Genomic DNA, 24,580 nt, shown 5'->3' with positions numbered 1-24,580 from the left:
CCTTGCTACAGGTGATGGGCCAATCGGTCTCTTCGCCCCGCGTGAGCTTCGGCTTATTCGCGGTATCCAAAGCCGGCCTTCGGGCCGGCTTTGGTGTTTCTGGGCTTTTGCCCTTAAACTTTTTTAGACACCTTTCCGTTTTTGTTCCGATTTGTAGTTTCGGCCCGATCTTGCGACCGAGCCGAAAGTGCTACGGTTTAGCGTTCAGTTTTCTCTCAGCTGCACCCGCTGGTCGCCCCACAAGTATCGCACTTCTCGCAGGTCCCGTTCCGCACCATGGTGAAGTTCTGACATTCCGAGCAGGAGTTGCCGGTGTAGCCTTGCAGAAGCGATTTGGCGCGGCGGTCGTTGGCGAGCGCCTTGGCGTCGGCGGCTTCCTGGGCGGCGGTGTCGGTGAAGAGGGCGGACGTGGCGTCGGCCTCTTCCTCGGCGATGTCCTCGGCAAGCTCGGCGGCGCGCTCCTCGTAGTCGCGCTTGAAGGCTACCGCGCCGTCGCTCTCGGGGCGGATCGCGTGGGCGGCCGCCGTCTGCAGCGAGCGGACGTTGGAGCCGGCGAAAGCCGTCGGCGCGGAGCGGGTCGGTGAGGACGAGATGCCGCCGAAACCCTTCGGCTCGGACGACTGGCCTATGCTCGACACCAGCTTGACCGGCGAGGCGCCGCGCGTCAGGCCCTTGGAGAAGGGCGTCGCCTTGCCTTCGGTGATGCCCTTGCCGAGCGCGGTGTTGTCGAAGTTCGACTGGTCGACATGGGCGAGGTCGTGGCGCTCCAGATAGGAGACGGCGAGCTCGCGGAAGACGTAGTCGAGGATCGACGTGGCGTTCTTGATGGCGTCGTTGCCGACGACCATGCCGGCCGGCTCGAACTTGGTGAAGGTGAAGGCCTCCACATATTCGTCCAGCGGCACGCCGTATTGCAGGCCGAGCGAGATGGCGATGGCGAAGTTGTTCATCATCGCGCGGAAGGCGGCGCCTTCCTTGTGCATGTCGATGAAGATTTCGCCGAGGCGGCCGTCGTCGAACTCGCCGGTGCGCAGGTAGACCTTGTGGCCGCCGACGATCGCCTTCTGGGTGTAGCCCTTGCGGCGGTTCGGCAGCTTCTCGCGGTCGCGGTAGAGACGCTCGACCACGCGCTCGACGATCTTCTCGGTGACGGCCACCGCGCGGGCGGCGGCGGGCGAGGCGACCAGCGTCTCGAATGCATCGTCCTCGTCCTCCTCGTCATCGGCGATGAGCGAGGCGTTGAGCGGCTGGGAGAGCTTCGAGCCGTCACGATAGAGCGCGTTGGCCTTCAGCGCCAGCTTCCAGGACAGCATGTAGGCATTCTTGCAATCCTCGACGGTCGCCTCGTTGGGCATGTTGATCGTCTTGGAAATCGCGCCCGAGATGAAGGGCTGGGCAGCCGCCATCATGCGGATGTGGCTCTCGACCGAGAGACAGCGCTTGCCGATCTTGCCGCACGGGTTGGCGCAATCGAAGACGGGCAGGTGCTCGGCCTTGAGGTGCGGCGCGCCTTCCAGCGTCATCGCTCCGCAGACATGGATATTGGCGGCCTCGATGTCCTTCTTCGAGAAGCCGAGCGCGGGCAGCATCTCGAAGGAGAAGTCGCCGAGCTGCTCGTCGGTGAAGCCAAAAGTCTCCTTCACCCAGTCGGCGCCGAGCGTCCACTGGTTGAAGACGAACTTGATGTCGAAGGCGGAGCCGAGTGCTGCGTTGATCGCGGCGATCTTCTCGTCGGTGAAGCCCTTGGCCTTGAGCGCGCCGGGGTTGATGCCGGGCGCCTGGTTGAGGTTGCCGTGGCCGACGGCATAAGCCTCGATCTCGGCGATCTGCGCCTCGCCATAGCCGAGGGTGCGGAGCGCCTCGGGAACGGCGCGGTTGATGATCTTGAAGTAGCCGCCGCCAGCGAGCTTCTTGAACTTCACCAGCGCGAAGTCGGGCTCGATGCCGGTGGTGTCGCAATCCATGACGAGGCCGATCGTGCCAGTCGGCGCGATGACGGTCGACTGCGCGTTGCGGTAGCCGTGTTCCTCGCCAAGCTCGATGGCGCGGTCCCACGCAGCCTTGGCGCGTTCGCCGAGTTCGGGCTGCCTGAGGTCTGCATGGACGAGCGGCACGGGATTGACCGCGAGCTTCTCATAACCATCCTTCTGGCCGTAGGCTGCGCGGCGGTGGTTGCGCATGACGCGCAGCATGGATTCCGCGTTGCGGTCGTAGTTCGGGAAGGCGCCGAGCTCGGCGGCCATCTCGGCCGACGTGGCATAGGAGACGCCGGTCATGATCGCGGTGAGCGCGCCGCAGATGGCGCGGCCCTCGGCGGAGTCATAAGGGATGCCCGAGGTCATCAGCAGGCCGCCGATGTTGGCATAGCCGAGGCCGAGCGTGCGGTACTCGTAGGAGAGCCTGGCGATCTCCTTCGACGGGAACTGCGCCATCATGACCGAGATTTCGAGCACCATGGTCCACAGGCGCACGGTGTGTTCGTAGGCCGCGATGTCGATCGTGCCGTCGGCGTTGCGGTAGGGCAGGAGGTTGATCGAGGCGAGGTTGCAGGCCGTGTCGTCGAGGAACATGTATTCCGAGCACGGGTTGGAGCCGCGGATCGGGCCGCCGGCCGGCGAGGTGTGCCAGTCGTTCATGGTGGTGTTGAAGTGCAGGCCGGGATCGGCCGACGCCCAGGCGGCGTAGCCGATCTTCTCCCAGAGCTCGCGCGCCTTCTGCGTCTTCATCACCTTGCCGTCCTTGCGGGCGGTGAGCTTCCAGTCGCCGTCGGTCTCGACAGCGCGCAGGAAGTTGTCCTTGAGCGAGATGGAGTTGTTGGAGTTCTGGCCGGAGACGGTGAGGTAGGCCTCGGAGTCCCAGTCGGTATCGTAGGTCTTGAAGTCGATCGCCGTGTAGCCCTGCCTGGCGAACTGGATGACGCGCTTGACGTAGTTCTCCGGCACGCCGTCACGCTTGGCATCCTTGATGGCGCGCTTCAGGGCAGGGTTCTTGTTCGGGTCGTAGCAGTCGTCGCCGGGGCCTTCGCAGGCCACGCAGGCCTTCATAACGGCGGCCATGTGCTTCTTGACGATCTTCGAGCCGGTGACCAGCGATGCGACCTTCTGCTCCTCGTTGACCTTCCAGTCGATGAAGGACTCGATATCGGGGTGGTCGGCGTCGACGATGACCATCTTGGCAGCGCGGCGCGTCGTGCCGCCCGACTTGATGGCGCCGGCGGCGCGGTCGCCGATCTTGAGGAAGGACATCAGGCCGGACGACCGGCCGCCGCCGGAGAGCTTTTCGCCTTCGCCACGCAGATGCGAGAAGTTGGAGCCGGTGCCCGAACCGTATTTGAACAGGCGGGCTTCACGCACCCACAGGTCCATGATGCCACCCTCGTTGACGAGGTCGTCGCCGACGGACTGGATGAAGCAGGCGTGCGGTTGCGGGTGCTCGTAGGCGGACTTCGACTTGGTCAGCTTGCCGGTGAAGGGATCGACATAGAAGTGGCCCTGGCCGGGGCCGTCGATGCCGTAAGCCCAGTGCAGGCCGGTGTTGAACCACTGCGGCGAGTTGGGCGCGACGCGCTGCGTGGCGAGCATGTAGGACAGCTCATCCATGAAGGCCTGAGCGTCATCCTCGGACTTGAAGTAGCCGCCCTTCCAGCCCCAGTAGGTCCAGGTGCCCGCTAGGCGGGTGAAGACCTGGCGGGCATCGCGCTCGGAACCATAGCGCTGATCTTCCGGCAACTCGGCAAGGGCGGCCTCGTCGGGAACCGAGCGCCACAGGAAGGAGGGGACGTCGTTTTCCTCGACCTTCTTCAGGCGCGCGGGCACGCCGGCCTTGCGGAAATATTTCTGGGCGAGGATGTCGGCGGCGACCTGCGAGAACTGCGCGGGCACGTCGATGTCGTCGAGCCGGAACACGACCGAGCCGTCCGGGTTCTTGATCTCGGAGAGCGCCTTGCGGAATTCGATCTCCGCGTATGCGGATTGTCCTGCCTTGGTGAAGCGCCGCTCGATATGCATGATCCCGTTGTCCCTTTTCATCTATATATAGCGCTTCGCGAGGGAACTTTCCCGCTCAATCTCACGAAGACGCAGTCCGCCATTGCCGCCGTCTCAAGACGGCGACTTTCTCCTCCTTCGCTGCTGTCCGTTCCCTGATAGGCCAACCCCTTGCGGAGCCTTGCGTTTCGGTCTGCGGACGGACCCGCGAAGGTCCCTCAATACTGAAAACTCGATGATTCCCCCATCGGAGGAATTTCACATTATCTAGCGTCGAGTTTGCCCGCAAACACTAAATATAGTGTTAACAGAGTATTTTTCAAACCCGTCGCCTTGTCCCTAACAGCCCCTCATGCGCATGCAAAAACCAAGCCTCCGGTAGCTCATCCCGACCGGACAAACCGCCTGAAAACCCGCTCAAATCTGGAAACTTTATACCGGCCTGGAGTTCTTCCGGCCGCGCCCGAAACAGGAGCGCATGGCCTATAAAGGGCGACTCGTTTCCGGCCGTCAAGGATTCGTTTTTAATAGTTTTGTGACCCCAACATGTTGTGTGCCGGCTATGTGGATAACGGGGAGGATTTGGGCCGGTATCGCGCCAAACGCCATCAGACAGGATCGGCCGGAAACGATACCCAGGGACACTTGATCCATCGTGCCGGGGATGGGATCGTTATGCGGAAAGTTCATATCGCCTCCCAGAAGGACCGACGCCATGGCGACTCGCGGCTTTACCGGACGACGCAGCGGATCGGAAGAAACGAGGGAGCGGCTGCCGCCGGGCCAGTTCCTCGAACATGGATTTCCCGTGCTGTCAGCGGGGCCGACGCCACGCGTCCGCATTGAGGACTGGACCTTTACGCTCAAGGACGGGGTGCGGCCGGTCAAAAGCTGGAACTGGGCCGAGCTCAACGCGCTGCCGCAATCGAAGATGACGCGCGACATCCACTGCGTGACGACCTGGTCCAAATTCGACACTGCCTGGGAAGGCGTGATGATCGACGACATCCTCGGCGACGCCTTCATCGAGCCGCCGACCGGGTTTACGCTGGCGCATTCCTTCGACGGGTACACAACCAACGTGCCGACCGCCGACCTTGTAGGGGGAAGGGCAATGGTAGCGCTGCGCTATGAAGGAAAGCCGATCACGCCCGACCATGGCGGCCCGGCGCGACTGCTGGTGCCGCATCTCTATTTCTGGAAGTCGGCCAAGTGGATCAACGGGCTGCAATTCACAGCCAAAGACGAACTCGGCTTCTGGGAATTGCGCGGCTATCACCGCTACGGCGATCCGTGGAAGGAGCAGCGTTACACCAATGATTAGAATGGACCAATATTCACGCCAGGACGGCCTGCAAAAGGCAGCACGCTGCGCTTCCGGTGCTCACGTACGAAAAGTACGCTCCGCTCCGGTTCTCGCATGCTCCCAGTTTGGTCGCTTGCGCGCCCGTCTTCGACTCCGACTCGCCCTGCCGCGAATCTTGACCCATTCAGACACCTGATGCGCTGGCAGAACGCGACCGTCTCGAAGATCGTCCGGCGTTCGCCGACGGTCTCCAGCTTCTTCTTTAGGTTGCCGGAGTTCATTCCCTTCGTCGCCGGCCAGCATGTGAGCGTCAGGCTGACCGCGCCGGACGGCTACCGCGCGCAACGCAGCTATTCGATCGCGTCGGCGCCGGAGGAAACAGGGCACGTCGAATTGGCGATCGAGAAATTGAAGGACGGCGAGGTGTCGCCGTTCTTCCACGAGGTGGTAGAGGTGGGCGACGAAATCGAGGTTTCGGAGCCGATCGGCGGCTATTTCGTCTGGCCAGCCGATGACAAAGGGCCATTGCTGCTGATCGCCGGCGGGTCAGGCGTCGCGCCGTTCATCTCGATGGCGAGGCACAAGCTCCTGAGTGGGTCGAATGTGCCATTGCTGCTGCTTTTTTCAGCGCGCACTCGCGGGGACCTGCTTTACCACGACGAACTCGCTCACATCGTCGGCGGCAAGATCGGGTTCGATCTCATGGCGACGCTGACGCGGGAAACCGCTCCGCCGCCGGGTATGCTCAAGGGGCGCATCGACGCGGCCATGATCGGCGAGGCTCTCCGCAGGCTGCCGGCACCGCCGCTTCAAGTTTATGTGTGCGGCTCCAACCCGTTCGTCGAAAATGCCGCGCAGCTTGTCGTTGACGCCGGCGTCGCGCCGGGCCTGGTTGCGACCGAACGCTATGGCATCTGAGAGTGCTGCGCGATCAAGCGTATTTGCGAGGATCGGCGCCAAAGGCGGCGATGAGCTGACAGAGATCGGGCTCGTTGAGCATGCGGGCAGCGTCGATGGGTTTGACCCATTTGCGCTTGCGCTGCCGTTTTTCCTTCCATTTGTCGGCAACCATGTCGACCTCGAGGGGGAACACGAGAACCTCGCAGGGCACGGCTTCCCCGGACGAGCGCATCTTGTTGTAGTAATAGCGGCCGACCTCCTTGCGCGCCACCGCGCCGGAGATGCCGGCTTCCTCACCCGCTTCGCGGGCGGCGGCCCCGCCAAGATCCTCGTCGGCTTCAGGCCAGCCCTTGGGCAGCACCCAGCGTCCGGTATCGCGGCTGGTGATGAGCATGATCTCGACGCCCGTCTCGGTCTTGCGCCAGGGCAGGGCGGCAACCTGGATGCGGCAGGGCATCTTGCCGAAAAGCCGGCGCACCCTTTCGACCAGATTGTTGCCCGTTACCGCATTCATGGCATCGAGGGCCGAGGCCCAACTCTCTCCGATTCATTTGCCGCCTTACTATTTTTAGGGCTAATTCCCGAAAATAGAAGCGAAAAATCCGCTGGAGAGAGGCGGAATCCAGCCTCGCTCCAGTCTGGAGGCAATCAGAACATGATTCGGACGCTGGAATGTGACGTGGTGACCGGCGGACTGTAACCGCCAGCGTCGACCTCAGCCGGCGTGATCGTCTGCGATCGGCTTCTGGTAGGTAAAGCCGAGGTCCCAGGGGAAATAGATCCAGGTGTCTTGGCTGACTTCGGTAACGAAGGTGTCCACCAGCGGTCGTCCCTTTGGCTTGGCATAGACAGTAGCGAAATGGGCCTTGGGCAGCATGGCGCGCACGATGCCGGCGGTCTTGCCGGTGTCGGTCAAGTCATCAACGATGAGAACGCCCGTGCCTTCGTTTTCCAGAAGCGAAGGCGTGATCTCCTTGAGGACCGCCAGTTCGCCCTGCGAGGTGTAGTCGTGGTAGGAGGCGACGCAGACCGTCTCGATCAAGCGGATTCCGAGTTCGCGCGAGATGATCGCGGCAGGCACCAGCCCGCCGCGCGTTATGCAGACGATCGCCTTCCATTGGCCGTTGACGCCTGAAAGCCGCCAGGCGAGCGCGCGCGCATCGCGGTGAAACTGGTCCCACGAAACGGGAAAGGCCTTTTCAGGAAGCGACATGCGATTGCACTCCACGCGTTGGAATGCAGCCGGAATTAGCCGGGAAGCCGGGTTTCTGGCAAGCCCGCCTTGGGGGACCGGGCCGATTGTCCGCAGCTAAACTTGCGTCAGCGCGACAGAAACGCGGTGACGGGCACGGATTGCAGGACAGTGCGGGTGACGCCACCGAAAAGGAGCTGCTTCAGCCACGAATGGCTGTAGGCGCCCAGCACGAGCAGATCGGCTCCCGTTTCCGCGAGACGGTTGCGGATCACGTCATCGGCCGCGAGCCCGCCAGACGCGGCATTGTGAACGGTGACGGCCACGCCGTGTCGCTCCAGCGCGGCGGCGATGTCGACTCCGGGTTCCTCGCCGGCCGGGCCTTCGGGCGGATCGACCAGCAGCACTTCGACGCCTTCCGCCTCGATGAGGAAAGGCAGCGCGTCGAAGGTCGCACGCGATGCTTCGCGGCTGCCGTTCCACGCGACGACGACGCGCCTGAAGGCGGCAAGCGGCGGCGCTTCGCGCGGCGTGACCAGAACCGGGCGGCCGGCATCGAAGAGCAGCGCGTCGACATCCGGCGAGGCGCCGTCCTCGCCGCCCTGCGAGGCGACTACGAGATCGCAACTGCGCGCGCTGGCGATGCCGGAATGGGCGCTGTCGCCCGAAAAGCTCTCGAGGCTGCGCCATTCGGCGGCGACGCCAGCGCTGGCGGTGCGCTCGCGGAACACGGCCTCGATCTTCTTTGACCGTTCATCGTTGATCTCAGTGGTGGCCTGGATGAACTCGGCGTCGGGGAAGCCAATGGTGGAGGTGTAGGGAACCGGAAGCGCCTCGGCATGCAGGCCGATGAGATAGCTTTCGAAGCGGGCAGCCAGCGCGCCGGCGCAGTCGCTCACGCGCTGCGCGTCCTCCTCGCTCTGGATGATGGCAAGAATGGTCTTGAACGGCATGGCTTCCTCCGAAGGTCAGGCGCGGTGCAAGGATGCATCCACTTTGCTGTCACAGGCAAGGTGCACAGCCGCGTATGCGAAAAACGATTTGGCGACGAACGGCGTTCCAGTCGTTTCGCCAGCGCCTATTTCGCCGGCAGCGAGGCGACCATGGCTTCGACGGCCTGCCGCGCTGCGTCGAGTGCTTCCTTCGTGCGGGCGCGGATGACTAACTCGGTGTGGAAGCCGCCGTCGAGATACTTCGGATAGGAGCCGATGATCGTGTCGGGATGGGCCGTCTGGATCTCGGCCAGCGGTCCGCCGATAATGCCTTCGCCGTGCGGGCAAGGGACCGTTGCCGAAAGCAGCTTCGTACCCGTGCGGAGCGTCGGCACGACATTGTCGAGCATCGCCTGGAAGATGGAGGGGACGCCGGCCATGACATGGACATTGCCGATACGAAAACCGGGCGCGATCGACACCGGATTGTCGATGTGCTCCGCGCCGACCGGCATGCGCGCCATGCGCTTGCGGGCTTCGTTGAACTCGATGCCACGCTTGGCGTAGCTCTCGCCGAGCAAAGTCACGGCCTTCGCGTCGTATTCGCAGGGAACGCCGAAGGCTTTCGCGACCGAGTCGGCGGTGATGTCGTCATGCGTCGGGCCGATTCCGCCGGTGGTGAAGACATAATCGTAGCGGACCCGCAATGCGTTGATGGCGGCGACGATCTCGTCCTCCTCGTCGGGGACGACGCGCACTTCCTTCACGTCGACGCCGATGGCGGTCATGATGTCGGCGAGATGGCCGATGTTTCGGTCCTTGGTGCGGCCGGAGAGAATCTCGTCGCCGATGACGATCATGGCGGCGGTGACGATGTCGGACATGCTGTGACCTCGGAGAGACTGACGTCACTTAGCGCGCTGTCCCGCGCACCGCAACGTCGTCCGTTCTGTGAACAATCTGTCCGCGATTAGGAAGCTTCCATTGAACGATCGGAGCGCTAGTTGTTTGGGGTGTGCGGCGCAGCAAGCGCCCAAGGGATTCCACTCAGGAGAACGATAATGGCGAAGATTCTGGTCCTCTACTATTCCAGCTGGGGCCACATGGAGCAGATGGCGAAGGCGGCGGCTGAAGGTGCGAGGGAAGGCGGCGCTGACGTGACGATCAAGCGCGTGCCGGAACTGGTATCCGAAGAAGCTGCCAAGGCAGCCTACTACAAGCTCGATCAGGAAGCGCCGATCGCGCAGCCGCTGGAACTCGCCGACTACGACGGCATCATTCTCGGCGTCTCGACCCGCTACGGCTCGATGGCGGCGCAGATGAAGAACTTCCTCGACCAGACGGGACCGCTCTGGGCGAAGGGCGCGTTGCTCAACAAGGTTGGCTCCGTGATGGCCTCGACCGCGACGCAGCATGGCGGCGCGGAACTGGCGCTCATCAACGCGCAGGTGTTCATGCAGCATCACGGCATGCTGATCGTTCCGCTCTCCTACGCGTATCAGGGACAGTCGGGCAACGATGTCGTCCGCGGCGGGGCTCCCTATGGCATGACGACGACCTCGGACACCGACGGCTCGCGCCAGCCATCCGCACAGGAACTGGAAGGTGCGAAATTCCAGGGCAAGCGCGTTGCCGAGATCGCGGCCAAGCTGCACGGGTGATTTTCCCGAACAGGACGATCGAAGGCGGCTCGGTTTCGGGCCGCCTTTTTCTTATGTGCTTGTCGTCGGTTCCGGCATGGTTAGTCTGTCCCGACCACAAACGGGGACTGCATGGCTTCGATCACAGGCTGGGTTTTCAGCGCGCTCTTTCTGATCGCCTTTCTCGTCATCGGCTATTTTGCGCTGGCGACGCGTCGCATCGCGGAGCGGGCCGAACGGACGGTTCCACCAGCCGGAAAATTCATCGACATCGGCGGCAACCGCATTCACTACGTCGAGGCCGGCGAGGGGCGGCCGATCGTCTTCGTGCATGGGCTGGGTGGACAACTGCATCATTTCCGCCATCCGACGTTTCCGACCTTGCCCGGCTACCGGCTGATTGCGCTGGACCGGCCGGGATCTGGCTACTCGGTACGCGCGGCGGGCGCCAGTGCGCGGCTTCCCGAGCAGGCCAAGGTCGTTGTGGACTTCATCAGGGCGCTGGGGCTGGAAAGGCCGCTGCTGGTGGGGCACTCGCTTGGCGGGGCTGTGGCGCTGACCGTCGCGCTGAACCATCCCGAGGCGATCTCCGGGGTCGTGACGCTCGCGCCGCTGACCCACATGGAAGATGCAATCCGGGCGGAGTTCAAGGCGCTCTACATCAAGTCGACGCTGAAACGCTGGCTGATCGCCAACACGACGGCGGTGCCGGCATCGCTTAAATACGCGCCGCAGACGCTCGACTTCGTGTTCGGGCCTCAGAAGTGGCCGGAGGACTATATCGTCGCTGGCGGCGGCATGCTGGGCCTGCGGCCGAGCCATTTCTTCGCGACGTCGAGTGACATCGTCGCCATCGAGCAGGACCTCGGCGCGATCGAGAAACGCTATGGCGAGATCACCATACCGGCTGCGATGATGTTCGGCTCGGGCGACCGTGTCCTAGACCAAAAGAGGCACGGGCTGCCCATGCGCGAGAAGATCGCGGGCCTCGACTTCGAGCTGCTGGATGGGCAGGGCCACATGCTGCAGTTCATGGCGAAGGACGAGGTGGCTGATATGGTTAAACGCACGGCGGAAAAAGCCTTCGCCTGAACAGCGATATGGCGCGCGCCCAGGAGGCAGTTGCGCGGCTGCAACGTCTCTCTGGAAACACCAACGAGTGTATGGCCAAGGGCAGCGCTTGACGCTAGACTTTCTCCGTTCGCGCCATGCTGGGGAGCTTGTAGCGTCCATGGATAGATATGTCGCCGTGCAGGAACCGACCTGTACGTGGGCGGTTTTCGATACGTTCGACGATCTGCCCGCGCAGTTTGGGGGAGTAACGCTGATTGGCCTTGAGGAGGCCGAGGCGCTTGAGCTTGCCGCCTCCGCCAACGAGCAATGTTCCATTCGGTTGCGTGAAGCGCTCGCTCTCGGCCGGCTGAGGCTCGTCGCGACGAAGGCCGCCTGAGGCGCCGCCCATTCCGTTGTCCGGCCTGGGCGCGCTTGCGCGTCTTTAACGAATTGCTGCGATAGTTCTTCCTCCAAGCGACACGATGACGCCGAGGAAGGGACGCATGTCGAACGCTCACTTGAACAGGAACGAAACAAGGGCCGCGAAATTCTGCGTCCCATTCGTGATGGTCGTCGCGATTGCGGCCGGGTGCACGTCAACTCCCACGGACTATGCCGCCACACTCTCGCAGCAGGATCCGAAATGGATGTCGCCAGAGTGCCAGGACATTCGGGCGACGGCTGCGAACTACAAAGAGCAGAAGGTTAGCTGGGCAGCGGGTGCTTTGATCGGGCCATACGGCCTCGCGCTTGTCGCAGCGGGCAAGGAGCACCAGGAGAAGCAGCGCGTAAAGATGGCTCGCGAAATGCACCTGAAATGCTCCAGCCAGCCCTTGCCGAAAAACCTGAAAGAAAGGCCGGTCGCGCAGCAGAAGATCAAATAGGGCCGGCGTTATCGCCGAGCGGAAATACTGCCGTCGTGGTTTCCGCTGTTGACGAACGAGCCCGACACGTTGCAAGCCAAAGCCGCGCGGACGTGGCGGAACTGGTAGACGCAAGGGACTTAAAATCCCTCAGCCACTGGCTATGCGGGTTCGATTCCCGCCGTCCGCACCAGATTGAAATCGTTTGACCGCAAGGGCTGCACGAGTCTTTCCCCCCGCTATGCGCCTCTGATGCAGAAATATCACAGAAATCAGCTATGTGATTCGATTCTGATCTTAATGCGTTTGTCAATATCAAAAATGTGATATTAGCATTGCGTTGAGTAACAGTTGGGGGAGTAGCGCTCGTGAAAAGACTCTTGATCGCATCCGTCTTCTCGATTGGGGTGACCTCGGGGACATCTTTCGCTGCAGATGCAGTGGTGGATTACGTTCCGGTGGAGCCGGTGGTCGCCGTGAAATATTTCGACGGCTTCTACATCGGTGCACATGGCGGCTGGGGCTGGGCCGATGCTCCTGCAAACTATGTCAACCCGCCGGCGTCGGCTTGCGGTCCCAGTGGGTCTTATGGCTGTGCTATCAGCCTTGATCCGGAAGGCGGCTTTGTCGGCGTTCAGGCCGGCTGGAACTACGTGTTCGACAACGGATTCATGCTGGGTGTCGAGGGCGACTATTCCTATGCCAGCCTCAATGACAGCGGGAATGGATTGTTCACTTTTGGGGGAACTCAACAGTCGCATGTCGATATCGACATCGACCAGATGGCGACGATCATGGGCCGTGTTGGCTTCGTGATGGACCGCTGGATGCCGTTTGCCACAGTTGGCTGGGGTTGGGTGCATGGCGAGCGCAATGTGAACAGCAGCTTCCCGGCTGGGTTCAGCGCCAGTGCCGAAAATTGGCATGACGGCTGGGTTCTCGGCGGCGGTGTGGAATACGCGCTGGACGAGCACTGGACGCTAAAGGGCGAATACCGCTACTTCGATGGCGGCGACGAAGTCTATGGCGTCGGCTTTGCGGGCGGCACCAATTACGATCTGGACATCTCGACTGTACGTTTCGGCATAAACTACGGCTTTTAGTCGTATAGCCTGAAGCTTTCAAAGCCCCGGCGCAGCCTACAAGTTCTGATCGCCACCCAACATCGGACCAGAGCCCGGCGATTACGCCGGGCTTCTACACGCTGCGTGCCGCGGATGCTGCATCCTCCGGGCTTAGCGCCACAGTCATGCAGCGCCGCCAGGAGGATAGCCATGAAGCTTTGGGGTAACGTGATTGCCATCGTCGTGCTTGCTGTTGGCGTGCTCTGGACGCTGCAGGGCGCCAATGTCATCGGCGGCAGCTTCATGACCGGACAATCGCAATGGCTGTACATCGGATTGGCTTGCGTCGTCGTCGCGCTTTTTGCGCTGTGGCGGCTGAACCGGGGTCGCCCGTCGCGCCCCTAGAGCATGTCCTCTCGAAGTTGTCTCTGGTGCGGGACAAGACATACGCAAAATCGAATCGGCTACCGCCCCAACGACCGACCTTGAGAAATCGCAGCACACTTCGGAGAGGTGCGTCGACCCGGTTTTTGACGCGGCGGTGATCCACCTGCCCGCGGTACGCGTAATCAGGATGCCAACGCCCATCATGGGCAATGAAGCTAACAGCCCATCATGGGCAAAAGGCGAGGAACCTGAAAATGAAAAAGCTGCTGGCCGCAGCGGCGCTGAGCGCGTCGCTGTTCGGAACGAATGCCTATGCCGCCGACATTGTCGACACGGCAATGTCGAATGGAAGCTTCAACACGCTGGTGGCCGCCGTGAAGGCTGCCGGTCTTGTCGAAACGCTGAAGGGCGCCGGTCCGTTTACCGTTTTCGCTCCGACCGATGAAGCGTTCGCGGCCCTTCCCGCAGGCACAGTGGACGATCTTCTGAAACCCGAGAACAAGGACAAGCTGGTTGAAATCCTGACCTACCATGTCGTGGCTGGCAAGGTCATGTCCGGCGATCTCAAGGACGGGATGAAGGCTGCGACCGTTGAAGGCGCCGAGGTGACCATCGACCTGGACAACGGAGCGATGGTCAACGATGCCAAGGTCGTCACGGCCGATGTGGCTGCGGACAACGGCGTCATCCATGTCATCGACAAGGTGCTTATGCCTCCCATGTAAGGGTCGGGCCGGGAAGCCGGCGATAGTCGACGCGCTGCCCATTCCATCCCCGAATGCGGCGCGTCGGCTTTCCGAGGGGGGCTGAGGGCATCTTGTCCACGACCGGTGGGCGCGGGACTGAGCCCAGTGACGGGGGAGTGCGACTGAAAGACAGCGCGTGACCATCCGCGAGATTTCCACTCGGTCGGAAAAGCAACCGCATTCTTCCCACGATTGTATCTTCTAGGCTTGGCGGTGAATCCATGTGTGTGTTGCCGTTGGGTAACAGCGACGTGGCCTGCAGGATGCTAAGCAGAAAATGGCCCAAGGGTTAGACGAGGGGATTCTGTCCCGACTTTTGGGCATTTCAACGGAAGAGAGAATATCATGCAGAAAGAACGTAAGTCGTACGAGAAGCCGGTTGTGAAGAAGTCGCTGGTCCTGCTCCAGTCGGTGACCGCGCAGAGCAGCTCGCAGAATATAACCTGACGTCTTGCGGGTTAGAGTCAAAGCGTTTCTATTCATGAAATTTGCGGGGAAGGGGTGATGTAGTATGAAGGTCGTAGTGCGGAAGTCTTATGAGAAGCCAGTTGTCAGGAAGTCGCTGGTTCTACTGCAGTCGGTGACGGCGCAGAGCAGCTCGCAGGCAGCATGATTTTTTCGAGCCCGGCCTTCGCGCCGGGCTTTTGCGCTGGTGGAAAGCCTTGATTTCAGTGGGGGTAGTTATGCAGGTAATTGCAAAACGAAAGTCGTACGAAAAACCTGTACTCAGGAAGTCGCTGGTGCTGCTGCAGTCGGTGACGGCGCTGGGTACATCCAACGATACGCCGTGATGGACCGGCGGAACGAAAGCGTCGATCAGAGTTGAAGGCCAAGCAAGGGTGCAGACATGCTGAAAGTAGCGAAGCGCAAATCTTACGAGAAGCCGGCGCTCAGGAAGTCGCTAGTGTTGCTGCAGTCGGTGACGGCGCAGAGCTCGTCGCAACTGGCGAGCGGCTAAGATCGAGCCGATAGCGTCCGTTTTCGCGCGCCAGGCCCGTTCCCATTAGCGGTTGTGTGACGATACCAGGGCGAGCGTGGGTAACCTGTAGCTTTAAGGTTGTGTTGCCCTTGAGGAAAGCCATCAATAAAGTTGCAACGTTTTGCGGGCCTTATTGGCTCACAACAGGCAACAGGCAGCACGACGTCATGAAAAATCTCTCCTTGGTCCTCGCAATACTCGCCGGGGTTGTGTTCGCGCCGTTCGGCGGCGGCGCATTTGCGGCGACGCTGACGGCGAACGTCTCGCTTTCCACCCAGACGATGACGGTCATCCACCGCGGCCGCGTGATCGCCCACTGGCCGGTTTCCACGGCCCGGCGCGGCAAGATCACGCCAACCGGAAGCTGGTCGGCCAAGTGGTTGTCGCGCAATCACCGGTCGAGCCGCTACAACAACGCGCCCATGCCGTACTCCATCTTCTACAACGGCAACTATGCGGTGCACGGGACGTATGAAACCAAGCGCCTCGGTCGTCCGGCGTCCTCTGGCTGCGTGCGTCTCGCCCCAGCAAATGCGGCGAAGCTCTTTGCGCTTGCTCAGGCCGAAGGGCTGAAGAACACGCGTATCAACGTACGTTACTGACGAGGGTGAAGGCGCGCGCTGCCGATCCGTTGACCGACATGCATCGCGCGCCTGAAACGCTCGATCGGATTCTGTGGGCAAGCTGATTTGCGGCTTGCTGTCAGCAATCGGTCATGTCGGGAATGTAGTCCTTGACCTCACCGAGCCGGAGGGTGTCATTCACGGTCCCCGGTTCGCAGGGGGGTTGTCAGGGACACGCCAATGACTGCCAACGATTTTGCCACGGGCGCCATTTGCCGTGTGGTCGTCCCGATTGCCCTCGCTGTCTTGGCTTTTCCAACCACAGCAGCCTTTGGCGAAGATTTCCCGAAGCTGGAATACAAGCTGCCGAACGGCGCCGCCTTCAAAATATACGGTCAAATAGCCACGGGCGTCCTGGTGTATGACGACGGCTTCCAGACCGAAGCCTATGCGCCGATCGACAACAACAATTCGATTTCCCGCGTAGCCGCAAGCTATGGTCGGGATTTTGGAGGTTGGGGCCTCGAGGCGGTGGTGGAAGTAGAGTACCCCGCATACTCAACCAACAACATCAACGTCCGGTCGCCGTCACCGGACTGGGGGTGGGAAAATACCTACTTCCGCAGGATAGAGGTCACTCTGGAGAACGAGTCCTACGGCAAGCTCTGGCTCGGCCAGGGCTATATGGCGTCTGACTATTCGGCCGAAGTCGATCTTTCGGGGACGACGGTCATTGCGTACTCCAAAATCCAGGGTACCGCCGGCGGACAGCTGTTCCGCAATGCCGCGACCGGTGCGTTCGGTCCTTCGGTAAACTCGGCCTTCAATAATTATGACGGGCTGGGGCGCAATGTCCGCATACGCTACGATACCCCGAAAATGGCGGGGTTCGTTGCCAGCGCCTCCTACGGCGAAAACGCGCTCGGCGACAACGACACGGCGCTTGCAGACGTTGCGCTCAGGTACAACAACACGTTCGACGACTTCAAAGTTTCGGGCGCCATCGCCTATGCGTGGCAGGAGAACGACGTCGAGATCGTCGATGGGTCGGCATCCATCCTGCACCAACCGTCGGGCATCAACCTGACCTTTGCTGTGGGTTCGCAAGATAACGGAGCCAAGGTCGGGCGCTATGCATATGGCAAGCTGGGATTGCTGCGCGACTATGTGGAACTCGGCCCGACGGCTCTAGTGGCAGACTACTACTACGGCGAGGACATTGCAGCGCTGGACTCTGCCAGCCAATCTTTCGGCGTCGCAGCCGTGCAGACCATCAAGCAGTACAACACGGATCTCTACCTCACCTACCGTCGATACCAGTACGATACGACCACGGAGGATTTCGAGGATGGAGATGCGGTGCTTGGCGGGGCGCGCATCAGGTTCTGAGCGGAAGGTCTGAAGCCGGGTGGATCGTGATGAAGCTGCCTGCGGCCAGGAATGTCAGGTCCGGCCAATGTTGCGCTTGTAGCTGAACCCAGCCACAGCGCTTGCCCATACGGCCCGAGTCCGTGGCGTCACAGGGCGAGCCCGGTGGCCAGATGTCGAACTCTTCGTAGATACGCTCGATGAAGAAGTGTCGCGAGTCGGACCCAACCGACACGCGCGCATCGATCCAGCCGGACGGGTGGACGGAAAGATTGAGCGCGGCATCGTGCTCGATTCCGTTGCTGGATACCAGAAAATCCACCAATAGCGGCTGGCCATCAGCGCGCTCGCCGACCGAAGCCACGAGGACATTCCAGTTTCCGACGATCCAGGACCGATCAATGTCGAGGCCGATGCTCAGCAGGCCGGCGAGTTCATCCAGCATGATTGCCGCCTCGACAAAGCAGTCTTCGCCGCCGATCGGCTGCGCGTAGATCGGAGGTCGCAGCGGAGGCTCGACCTCACTCATGCGGCTGCGCCGACCGGATCACTGGACCGCGCCGAGCGTGATGATCCTGAGCGGCGTCGTGACGATGATGCTCGCGGCCTGGCCAAGACCGCCAGCGATGTCGTTCACGCGCTCGTTGGCCTGCTGCGGCGTCGGCACGAGGCTTTCCGGCATGCGAAGCCGATCGCCGAGCAACTGCACCAGCACCGGATTGTCGGCAAACTTGGCATGGTTGAGTTTATCGCCTGACTGAATGGAGCTCAAATCAACCACAGTCACGCCCAGCGCGGCCAGTTCGTCTGCATTGGCATCGTCGCCGACGCGCGCCTGGTTGCCGCCGATGAAGCTGGAGAGGCGGAGCGCCTTGTCGTCGCTGGACAGAAGAACCGCAAAGGGTCTGTCGGGCTTGCCGTAGCGGCGCATCTGCTTCTTGAAGATGTCGACGTCGATGTCGGGCGAGGCGAGGACGACATAGCCGAGCTTGCCGCTGAGGTCGCGGTTGCCGGCGATGGCGAGCTGGCGCAGCGTTTCCATGGCCAGCCAGTTGCCCATCGAGTGCGCGATGATGTCGATGCTCTTGATGCGCGGCGAGCGGGACAGCATGACCAGTGTCGCTTCCAGGTCGTCGCGGGCGGCCGTGCTGCTGTCCTTGTCGTAGACATAGTCGCGGGTCTTGGCGCCGGAGGCCCAGGAGAACAGGACCGGGGTGCCGGGGTATTTGGTATCCTGCGCGATCTGGGTGAGGCGATAGACGCCGTCGTCGAAGCCGGTGTTGTAGCCGTGCACGAAGACGAGCACGCGCTCGCCCTTGTTGGCGACGGCGGTGACGAACTGCTTGCCGGACTCGTAGATCGTCAGGTCGACGGCTGTGAAATCCTTCGCGGGATCACCCGGCATCCCGTCCTTGGCGCGCTCGATCTTGCCGATCTGGTGGTTCTTCGGAACGGTGACCCCGACGCGACCGAAGGCCAGATCCTCGGAGCGGTCCCGGCCAAACACGACACTGGCATCCGCGTCCTTCTTGCGTGTCGTCGCGACGAAGATGTCGTGTTTCGCCATGACGCCTGCGGGCGGGGGGGCGGCAGGGTTGGCCGCAATCAGCTCGTGCCTGCGTTCGCTTATGCAGCCGGACGCCGCCATGGAAAGCATGAGTATGACAAGCAGTCTCAAACGCACGGCGACGCTCCGCACCGGACAGCGCCGGCCTTTGAACGCACGGATAGTGCCAGAACAAGCCGGGGTCCAGCCCAAACTATGAGGATCGGGGTAAGTTACGGGTGGGATGCGACTTTCAGCCCTTGCCCGTCCGGTTTGGCTAAGAGCCCTGATTGAGCATGTTGATGCGGTCGGTGACCTGACGGTCGGTAGCATAGCCGTCGTCCTCGCGCAGGCGCTGGCCGAGCATCCTGACGAGATTCGGATTGTCGGCGAACTTTGTGTGGTTCAGGCTGTCGCCGCTCTTTTCCTTCGAGAGATCGACGACGACCACGCCGAGTTCGGCGAGGTCGGCAGCGTTCTTGTAGTCGCCGACGCGCTTGTTGCCGGCGAGGATGCCGGACAGGCGCAAGGCGCGGTCGTCCTCTGACAGCATCAGGAAGAACGGCCGGTCCGGCTTGCCGTAGCGACGCATCTGGCTGCGGAAGACGTCGACGTCGATGTCCGGCGAGGCGAGCACGACGTCGCCGAGCTTGCCGCTCAGGTCCCTGTCGCCGGTGATCGCGAGCTGGCGCAGAGCCTCCATGGTGACCCAGGTGCCCATGGAATGGGCGACGATGTCGATGCGGCGCGCGCCGGACTGGGCAAGCACGCGCAGCGTCACCTCGAGCTGGTCGCGCGCGACGCTGGCGCTCTCGCGGTCGTAGACATAGTCCTTCGTGCTACCGCCGGAAGCCCAGGAGAACAGCACCGGCGTGCCGGGGTAGCCTGAATCGTGCGCGATCTGGGTGGCGCGATAGACGGCACTGTCGAACGAGGTGTTGTAGCCGTGGATGAAGATCATAACCCGGCCGCCGCGCGCGGCGATATCTGCGCTGAGCGCGTTCGAGAACTGCGGCTGCGCGTCGTAGGCGACGACCTCCGTGGCAGTGAAGAACTGCGTGGGGTCGGCCGGCTTGCCGGGCTTGTTCCGTTCAATCTGGCCAGTCTTGTGGTACTTCGGTACGGTCACGTTGACGCGCGCGAAGTTGAGCTTGGGTGAGCGCGAGTTGGAGAAGACCTTGGCATCGGACGACGCCTGCCGCGTGGTGGCGACGAAAATCGAGTGGTTGCCGGCGATCTCCGTCACGGGCACCTGAACGGATCCGGTGCCGATAAGATCGGTGGCCTGGTTGTTTGTCATGCATCCGGCGCTCAGAAGCGCCAGAGCAACGATCAGAAACTTCGATTTCAGCACGCGTTAACCCTTTGGCCGTTCGGCTCTTTTTGCTCGACCCTCCCGACCCCTGAAAGTAGGCAATAGCAAGGCGCAAGGGTGACAAAAGCGTCAACGCCGTGCGAGGGAGTTGCACGGTGTTGCGCGAAAGCCAAAAGCGGTGCACGGCCGGCCGCTCATCAAGCCTGTGGTTTCGCTCGCCCTGATGTGCCATAGCGCGGATCGCAGCCGATCCAGATGATTGCCGATCCAGACAGGCGTCAAACCAATGGTGGATCACAGACGATGACCAGTTTCGCTGAACGCGTATCGACGGCCGGAGATGCGCTGCGCGCGCTGTTCCCGGCAACGCCGCTGCAGGAAAACGACTATTTGTCGAAGAAATACGGCGCGCGCGTACTGCTGAAGCGCGAGGATCTGACTCCGGTACGCTCGTACAAGATTCGCGGCGCCTTCAACTTCTTCCGTAAGGCGATTGCGGCCGGCAACGACGCCGACCTCTTCGTCTGCGCCTCGGCCGGCAACCATGCGCAAGGCTTCGCCTTCGTCTGCCGGCATTTCGGCAAGAAGGGCGTTGTCTTCATGCCGGTGACGACACCACAGCAGAAGATCGACAAGACGAAGCTCTTCGGCGGCGCCTTCGTCGAGATCAGATTGTTCGGTGACTTCTTCGACGACTGTTATCGTGCCTCGCTGGAATTTGCCGAGACGAGCGGCGCGCATATGGTGCCGCCATTCGACCACAAGGACATCATCGAAGGGCAGGCGACGGTCGGCTGGGAGATCGCCGAACAGATGGCGGCCGGACGATCGGCGGACATGATGGTGCTGCCTGTCGGCGGCGGCGGGCTGTCGGCCGGCATCACGCAATATTTTCATGACATCAGGCGTGACGCGCGTTTCGTCTTTGCGGAGCCGGCCGGTGCCGCGAGCCTTGCGACAAGCCTTGCGTCTGGGCGGCGCGTGAAGCTCGACGCGGTCGACAATTTCGTCGACGGCGCGGCGGTTGCGGAAATCGGTCGCGAGCCGTTCCGGCACCTCAAGGATTTTCCGTCGGAAGCTGTCCATCGGATTCCTGAAAACCGACTGTGCGCGACCATGATCGAAATGCTGAACATCGAGGGCGTGGTGCTGGAGCCGGCAGGTGCGCTGGCCATCGACGTGCTCAAGGATTTTCCAAGGAAGGACATTCGCGGCAGGACGATCGTCTGCGTCGTATCGGGCGGCAATTTCGATTTCGAGCGACTGCCTGACGTGAAGGAGCGCGCGTTGCGTTTCGAGGGACTGAAGAAGTATTTCGTCTTCCGCTTTCCGCAGCGCCCTGGAGCGTTGCGTGACTTCCTCGACCTGCTCGGACCGGACGACGACATCGCGCGTTTCGAGTACCTTAAGAAGTCGGCGCGCAATTTTGGCTCGGTGCTGATTGGCATCGAGACGAAGGACAGGAAGAATTTCGACGTACTGGCGAGGCGCTTCCACGAGGCCGGGTGGGCCTACCAGGACATCACCGACAACGAGACGATCGCCGGGCTGGTGATATGACTGTCTATGTCGTCCTGTTTCGCGGGGTCGGGGGAGCGACGCAACTGCCGGTGAAGCCGCTGCGTGAAGCGCTGACCGAAGCCGGGTTCAGGCAAGTCTCCACCTACATCAACAGCGGCAACGCCGTGCTGTCATCGCGCAAGGGCGCTGCAAGCGTGATGGCTGATGTCGCCAGGATCACGAAGAACCAGTTCGGGTTCGAGAAGGACATCCACGTGCTGTCGCGCGAGGCTTGGGCGGAGCTGATCGCGACGAACCCATTCCCGAAGGCGGTCGAGACACCGAAATTCCTGCACGCCGCCGTGTTGGCCGAAACGCCCCAGCCGGAAAGACTGGAGACGCTGCGCGCCTTTGCGAAGGGCAGGGAGGCGATTGAGGTCGTGGACAAGGTGGCCTACCTCTACACGCCCGACGGCTTCGGCACCTCGAAGCTTGCGGAGAAGTTCGACAAGGGCATCGGCGTGCCCAACACGGCGCGCAACTGGAACACCGTGATCGCGCTGGCGAAGCTCGCCGACGCGATCGGGTGAGGCGCTGGCGTCACCAGCTTCCGGTGTTGGCCATCGAGACCCAGGGCTCGGCCTTCTCCAGCGCCGGGCCCTTCTGCAGCAGTTCGATGGAGATGCCGTCGGGCGACCTGATGAAGGCCATGTTGCCGTCGCGCGGCGGACGGTTGATGGTGATGCCGGCCTCCATCAGGCGCTGGCAGGTGTCGTAGATGTTGTCGACCTCGTAGGCGAGGTGGCCAAAGTTGCGACCGCCCTGATAATCCTCCGGATCCCAGTTGTAGGTGAGTTCGAGGAGCGGCGCCTTGGTGTTGATGCCGGTCTGCTCGTCTTCCGGCGCGGCCAGAAAGATCAGCGTGAAGCGGCCGCCTTCGTTCTCAAGCCGGCGAACCTCTTTCAGCCCGAACTTCTTGACGTAGAAGTCGAGCGCCTCGTCGATATCGCGGACGCGGACCATGGTGTGCAGATAGCGCATGATTTTTCCTCAACAGTTTCGGCAGGTTGGGGAACATAGGGCGGCATCGGCACCTCGGCAATCGATCGTGTCGCCGCGACATTCGATTTACCTTCGTCCGGCCAAATCTTGGGACACAGCGAAAAAACCTTGCGGCAGCCCTTGCACACAAGCTTCCGCACGGTGTTATTCTTGCATCAAGAATCAGCAGTAACAGTCCACCACAGGGGGCGTTCTGATGGGGGAAAAAGCCTCTATCACGAGGCATGAGGATGCCAGCGGGGAAGCCTTTGTCGGCAATGAAGCCGACGATGCTGGCGTCATCGAAGTTTCGGGGGCCATCAAGTGGTTTGACGTCGCCAAGGGCTACGGCTTCGTGTTGCCTGATGGCGGGCGGCTGGGCGACGTGCTCATCCATGTGACCTGCCTGAGGCGCGACGGCTTCCAGACAGCGCTCGAAGGGTCGCGTGTGGTCTGTCTCGTCAAGAACGGCGATCGCGGCCTGCAGGCGTTTCGTGTCCTCTCCATGGACAATTCGACGGCGGTGCATCCGGCGGAGATGCAGGAGCAGCGTACGCATGTCGTGGTGACGCCGGAAAGCGGACTCGAGCGGGCGCTGGTGAAGTGGTTCAACCGGACCAAGGGTTTTGGATTCCTGACGCGCGGCGAAGGCACGGAAGACATCTTCGTGCACATGGAGACGCTGAGGCGTTACGGTCTCACCGAACTGCGTCCCGGGCAGGTCGTGCTCGTGCGCTTCGGGCGCGGCGACAAAGGCCTTATGGCTGCCGAAATTCACCCGGATATCGGTACGCTGCCGGTCTCGCACTGAAGTCCTCGCACTGAAGTCGCAACCACGCTGGCCGGACCACACCGGGAGCCATTCAATGATGCGCAAAATTCTGCTGGCTGCGGCAGGGGTCGTTGTCATCCTCGCGGTGGCGGGCTTCTACGTCTTTTACTACGGCATGCAGCCGACATCGGCCGACCAGGCGATGCACCTCCCGGTCGATCCGGTGTCGCTGGTCATCGAAACCGCGTCGGGCGAAAAATCCTTCACCATCGAGATCGCCGACGACCAGAACGAACGCTCGCGCGGGCTGATGTTTCGCGAGACGATGGATGACGACCACGGAATGCTGTTTGTCTTTCCCGAAACAAAACCAGTGGGCTTCTGGATGAAGAACACGCCGATGCCGCTGGATCTCATCTTCGTTGGACAGGACGGGCGCGTCATCGACATCCTGCCGGGCGAGCCGTTCTCCGAGGCGTTGATCGCGCCTGCCGACCCGGCGCGGTTCGTGCTGGAACTGAAGCGGGGAACAGCGGAGAAGTCCGGCATCGCCGACGGCGATTTCCTGCGCCATCCGGCCGTCAACGAGGCTCCCGGGGCAGCCAATCCGGGGTGAGGGCATGGTCTCGATCCTGAAAGCCGTCGCCGGTTCGATGCAAGTCTTCGCACATGACGGGTTCGACCTGGCTTTCATCGACCAGCAGCCTTCGGCCGAAGCCGAACCTGTGCTGCTGATTCATGGCTTCGCTTCTTCCTATGTCGTGAACTGGGTCTCGACGGGTTGGGTCAAGACCCTGAACGACGCGGGCTACCGGACAATCGCGCTCGACAATCGCGGCCACGGCGTATCAAGCAAGAGCTACGTGGCGGCCGATTATACGCCGCAGAAGATGGCGGGCGATGCGTCAGCCCTGCTCGACCATCTCGGCGTCGCGCGGGCTCACGTGATCGGCTACTCGATGGGCGCGCGCATCGCCGCGTTCCTGGCGCTGGCCGAACCGCAACAGGTCGCAACGCTGGTTTTTGGCGGCCTCGGCAGCGGTCTGGTTGATGGCGTCGGTGACTGGGATCCGATCGCATCGGCGCTGCTGGCCGACGATGTCTCAACGATTATGCATCCGCGCGGCAAGGCGTTCCGGACATTCGCGGACCAGACGAAAAGCGACAGGCGCGCGCTGGCCGCCTGCATCACTACCTCGCGAATCGAACTCAGCGAGGCCGACGTCGCTCGCATCGCGCAACCGACGCTGATCGCGGTGGGGACGAAAGACGACATCGCGGGATCGGCGGGCGAACTCTCCAGCCTGATGCCGAACGCCGAGAGCTTCGACATCGAGGGCCGCGACCACATGCTGGCAACCGGCGACCGAAGCTTCAAGCAGCGGGTCGTGGCGTTTCTGGGGGAACATCCGATCGCTGGGTCCTGA

At 62.0% G+C, this 24,580-nt stretch carries 25 protein-coding genes and 1 tRNA gene; 17 read left to right on the top strand and 9 right to left on the bottom strand.

Going from position 1 to position 24,580, the window contains the following annotated elements; all coding sequences use genetic code 11:
• Positions 1-215: 215 nt before the first annotated feature.
• Entirely contained in the window at positions 216-4,007 is a 3,792-nt protein-coding gene (locus ABMA32_RS10225) for a vitamin B12-dependent ribonucleotide reductase (RefSeq protein ID WP_349014709.1), read from the bottom strand.
• Positions 4,008-4,701: 694 nt separating this feature from the next.
• Between ABMA32_RS10225 and ABMA32_RS10220 the strand changes: the two genes are divergently transcribed.
• Together ABMA32_RS10220 and ABMA32_RS10215 are read left to right on the top strand one after the other, a co-directional pair.
• Entirely contained in the window at positions 4,702-5,310 is a 609-nt protein-coding gene (locus ABMA32_RS10220) for a sulfite oxidase-like oxidoreductase (protein WP_349013662.1), read from the top strand.
• Positions 5,311-5,487: 177 nt separating this feature from the next.
• Positions 5,488-6,210, top strand: a complete 723-nt coding sequence (locus tag ABMA32_RS10215) for a ferredoxin reductase (RefSeq protein ID WP_349013661.1) — start codon at positions 5,488-5,490, stop codon at positions 6,208-6,210.
• 13 nt (positions 6,211-6,223) lie between these two features.
• Here ABMA32_RS10215 and ABMA32_RS10210 read toward each other — a convergent pair whose 3' ends face one another.
• The 4 genes from ABMA32_RS10210 to ABMA32_RS10195 form a co-directional block, all read right to left on the bottom strand.
• Positions 6,224-6,706 carry an NUDIX hydrolase gene (locus ABMA32_RS10210; RefSeq protein WP_349013660.1) on the bottom strand — a complete coding sequence of 161 codons (483 nt, stop codon included), beginning with the start codon at positions 6,704-6,706 and terminating at the stop codon, positions 6,224-6,226.
• Positions 6,707-6,907: 201 nt separating this feature from the next.
• On the bottom strand, positions 6,908-7,405 hold the full coding sequence (gene gpt / locus ABMA32_RS10205; RefSeq protein ID WP_349013659.1) for a xanthine phosphoribosyltransferase: 498 nt from the start codon (positions 7,403-7,405) through the stop codon (positions 6,908-6,910).
• Between the two features lie 107 nt (positions 7,406-7,512).
• Positions 7,513-8,337, bottom strand: coding sequence for a universal stress protein (locus ABMA32_RS10200; protein WP_349013658.1), 825 nt, complete (start codon positions 8,335-8,337; stop codon positions 7,513-7,515).
• A 125-nt stretch (positions 8,338-8,462) separates the two neighbouring features.
• Positions 8,463-9,200: a competence/damage-inducible protein A gene (locus tag ABMA32_RS10195; protein WP_349013657.1), complete on the bottom strand. Its 738-nt coding sequence runs from the start codon at positions 9,198-9,200 to the stop codon at positions 8,463-8,465.
• A gap of 177 nt (positions 9,201-9,377) precedes the next feature.
• Here ABMA32_RS10195 and wrbA point away from each other — a divergent pair, with 177 nt between their 5' ends.
• The 10 genes from wrbA to ABMA32_RS10145 all read left to right on the top strand — a co-directional run bounded on the left by wrbA (position 9,378) and on the right by ABMA32_RS10145 (position 17,000).
• Positions 9,378-9,977, top strand: coding sequence for an NAD(P)H:quinone oxidoreductase (wrbA, locus tag ABMA32_RS10190; RefSeq protein WP_349013656.1), 600 nt, complete (start codon positions 9,378-9,380; stop codon positions 9,975-9,977).
• Between the two features lie 111 nt (positions 9,978-10,088).
• Positions 10,089-11,048 carry an alpha/beta fold hydrolase gene (locus ABMA32_RS10185; RefSeq protein WP_349013655.1) on the top strand — a complete coding sequence of 320 codons (960 nt, stop codon included), beginning with the start codon at positions 10,089-10,091 and terminating at the stop codon, positions 11,046-11,048.
• Between the two features lie 139 nt (positions 11,049-11,187).
• Positions 11,188-11,406: a hypothetical protein gene (locus ABMA32_RS10180; RefSeq protein WP_349013654.1), complete on the top strand. Its 219-nt coding sequence runs from the start codon at positions 11,188-11,190 to the stop codon at positions 11,404-11,406.
• 106 nt (positions 11,407-11,512) lie between these two features.
• A complete protein-coding gene (locus tag ABMA32_RS10175; protein ID WP_425475515.1) occupies positions 11,513-11,893 on the top strand; it encodes a hypothetical protein in 381 nt (126 codons plus the stop codon).
• 86 nt (positions 11,894-11,979) lie between these two features.
• Positions 11,980-12,065 (top strand) — tRNA-Leu (locus ABMA32_RS10170).
• A 175-nt stretch (positions 12,066-12,240) separates the two neighbouring features.
• On the top strand, positions 12,241-12,975 hold the full coding sequence (locus tag ABMA32_RS10165; protein ID WP_349013653.1) for an outer membrane protein: 735 nt from the start codon (positions 12,241-12,243) through the stop codon (positions 12,973-12,975).
• A 171-nt stretch (positions 12,976-13,146) separates the two neighbouring features.
• Complete coding sequence (locus tag ABMA32_RS10160) at positions 13,147-13,341, top strand: hypothetical protein (RefSeq protein WP_349013652.1); 195 nt, start codon at positions 13,147-13,149, stop codon at positions 13,339-13,341.
• Between the two features lie 230 nt (positions 13,342-13,571).
• A complete protein-coding gene (locus tag ABMA32_RS10155) occupies positions 13,572-14,048 on the top strand; it encodes a fasciclin domain-containing protein (RefSeq protein WP_349014707.1) in 477 nt (158 codons plus the stop codon).
• 1,167 nt (positions 14,049-15,215) lie between these two features.
• Entirely contained in the window at positions 15,216-15,650 is a 435-nt protein-coding gene (locus ABMA32_RS10150) for a L,D-transpeptidase (RefSeq protein ID WP_349013651.1), read from the top strand.
• A 201-nt stretch (positions 15,651-15,851) separates the two neighbouring features.
• Positions 15,852-17,000 (top strand): hypothetical protein, encoded by a 1,149-nt coding sequence (locus ABMA32_RS10145; RefSeq protein WP_349013650.1) that lies wholly within the window; start codon positions 15,852-15,854, stop codon positions 16,998-17,000.
• On the opposite strand, the gene ABMA32_RS10140 is transcribed toward ABMA32_RS10145, so the two are convergent.
• The 3 genes from ABMA32_RS10140 to ABMA32_RS10130 all read right to left on the bottom strand — a co-directional run bounded on the left by ABMA32_RS10140 (position 16,990) and on the right by ABMA32_RS10130 (position 19,825).
• Positions 16,990-17,508 (bottom strand): hypothetical protein, encoded by a 519-nt coding sequence (locus ABMA32_RS10140; RefSeq protein WP_349013649.1) that lies wholly within the window; start codon positions 17,506-17,508, stop codon positions 16,990-16,992. The genes ABMA32_RS10145 and ABMA32_RS10140 overlap by 11 nt on opposite strands.
• Before the next feature lie 18 nt (positions 17,509-17,526).
• Entirely contained in the window at positions 17,527-18,663 is a 1,137-nt protein-coding gene (locus ABMA32_RS10135; protein ID WP_349013648.1) for an alpha/beta hydrolase, read from the bottom strand.
• Between the two features lie 139 nt (positions 18,664-18,802).
• Positions 18,803-19,825, bottom strand: coding sequence for an alpha/beta hydrolase (locus ABMA32_RS10130; RefSeq protein ID WP_349013647.1), 1,023 nt, complete (start codon positions 19,823-19,825; stop codon positions 18,803-18,805).
• Between the two features lie 318 nt (positions 19,826-20,143).
• Between ABMA32_RS10130 and ilvA the strand changes: the two genes are divergently transcribed.
• A complete protein-coding gene (gene ilvA, locus ABMA32_RS10125; protein WP_349013646.1) occupies positions 20,144-21,400 on the top strand; it encodes a threonine ammonia-lyase IlvA in 1,257 nt (418 codons plus the stop codon).
• Positions 21,397-21,930, top strand: a complete 534-nt coding sequence (locus ABMA32_RS10120) for a DUF1697 domain-containing protein (RefSeq protein ID WP_349013645.1) — start codon at positions 21,397-21,399, stop codon at positions 21,928-21,930. The genes ilvA and ABMA32_RS10120 overlap by 4 nt, the downstream gene beginning before the upstream one ends.
• Positions 21,931-21,940: 10 nt before the next feature.
• Here the strand turns inward: ABMA32_RS10120 and ABMA32_RS10115 are convergent, their stop codons facing one another.
• Complete coding sequence (locus ABMA32_RS10115) at positions 21,941-22,381, bottom strand: VOC family protein (RefSeq protein ID WP_349013644.1); 441 nt, start codon at positions 22,379-22,381, stop codon at positions 21,941-21,943.
• 217 nt (positions 22,382-22,598) lie between these two features.
• Here ABMA32_RS10115 and ABMA32_RS10110 point away from each other — a divergent pair, with 217 nt between their 5' ends.
• The 3 genes from ABMA32_RS10110 to ABMA32_RS10100 are packed head-to-tail and all read left to right on the top strand — an operon-like array spanning position 22,599 to position 24,580.
• Positions 22,599-23,192, top strand: a complete 594-nt coding sequence (locus ABMA32_RS10110; protein WP_349013643.1) for a cold-shock protein — start codon at positions 22,599-22,601, stop codon at positions 23,190-23,192.
• A 55-nt stretch (positions 23,193-23,247) separates the two neighbouring features.
• Positions 23,248-23,769, top strand: a complete 522-nt coding sequence (locus ABMA32_RS10105) for a DUF192 domain-containing protein (protein WP_349013642.1) — start codon at positions 23,248-23,250, stop codon at positions 23,767-23,769.
• A 37-nt stretch (positions 23,770-23,806) separates the two neighbouring features.
• The gene (locus ABMA32_RS10100) at positions 23,807-24,580 is read left to right on the top strand and encodes an alpha/beta fold hydrolase (RefSeq protein ID WP_349014706.1); all 774 of its coding nucleotides are present in this window, start codon (positions 23,807-23,809) and stop codon (positions 24,578-24,580) included.

The sequence above is a fragment of the Mesorhizobium quangtriensis genome, from assembly GCF_040081925.1.
GTDB classification, from domain to species: Bacteria; Pseudomonadota; Alphaproteobacteria; order Rhizobiales; family Rhizobiaceae; genus Mesorhizobium_K; species Mesorhizobium_K quangtriensis.
Note: the sequence above shows the minus strand (reverse complement) of the source record. Positions and strands in the feature narration are given on the sequence as shown.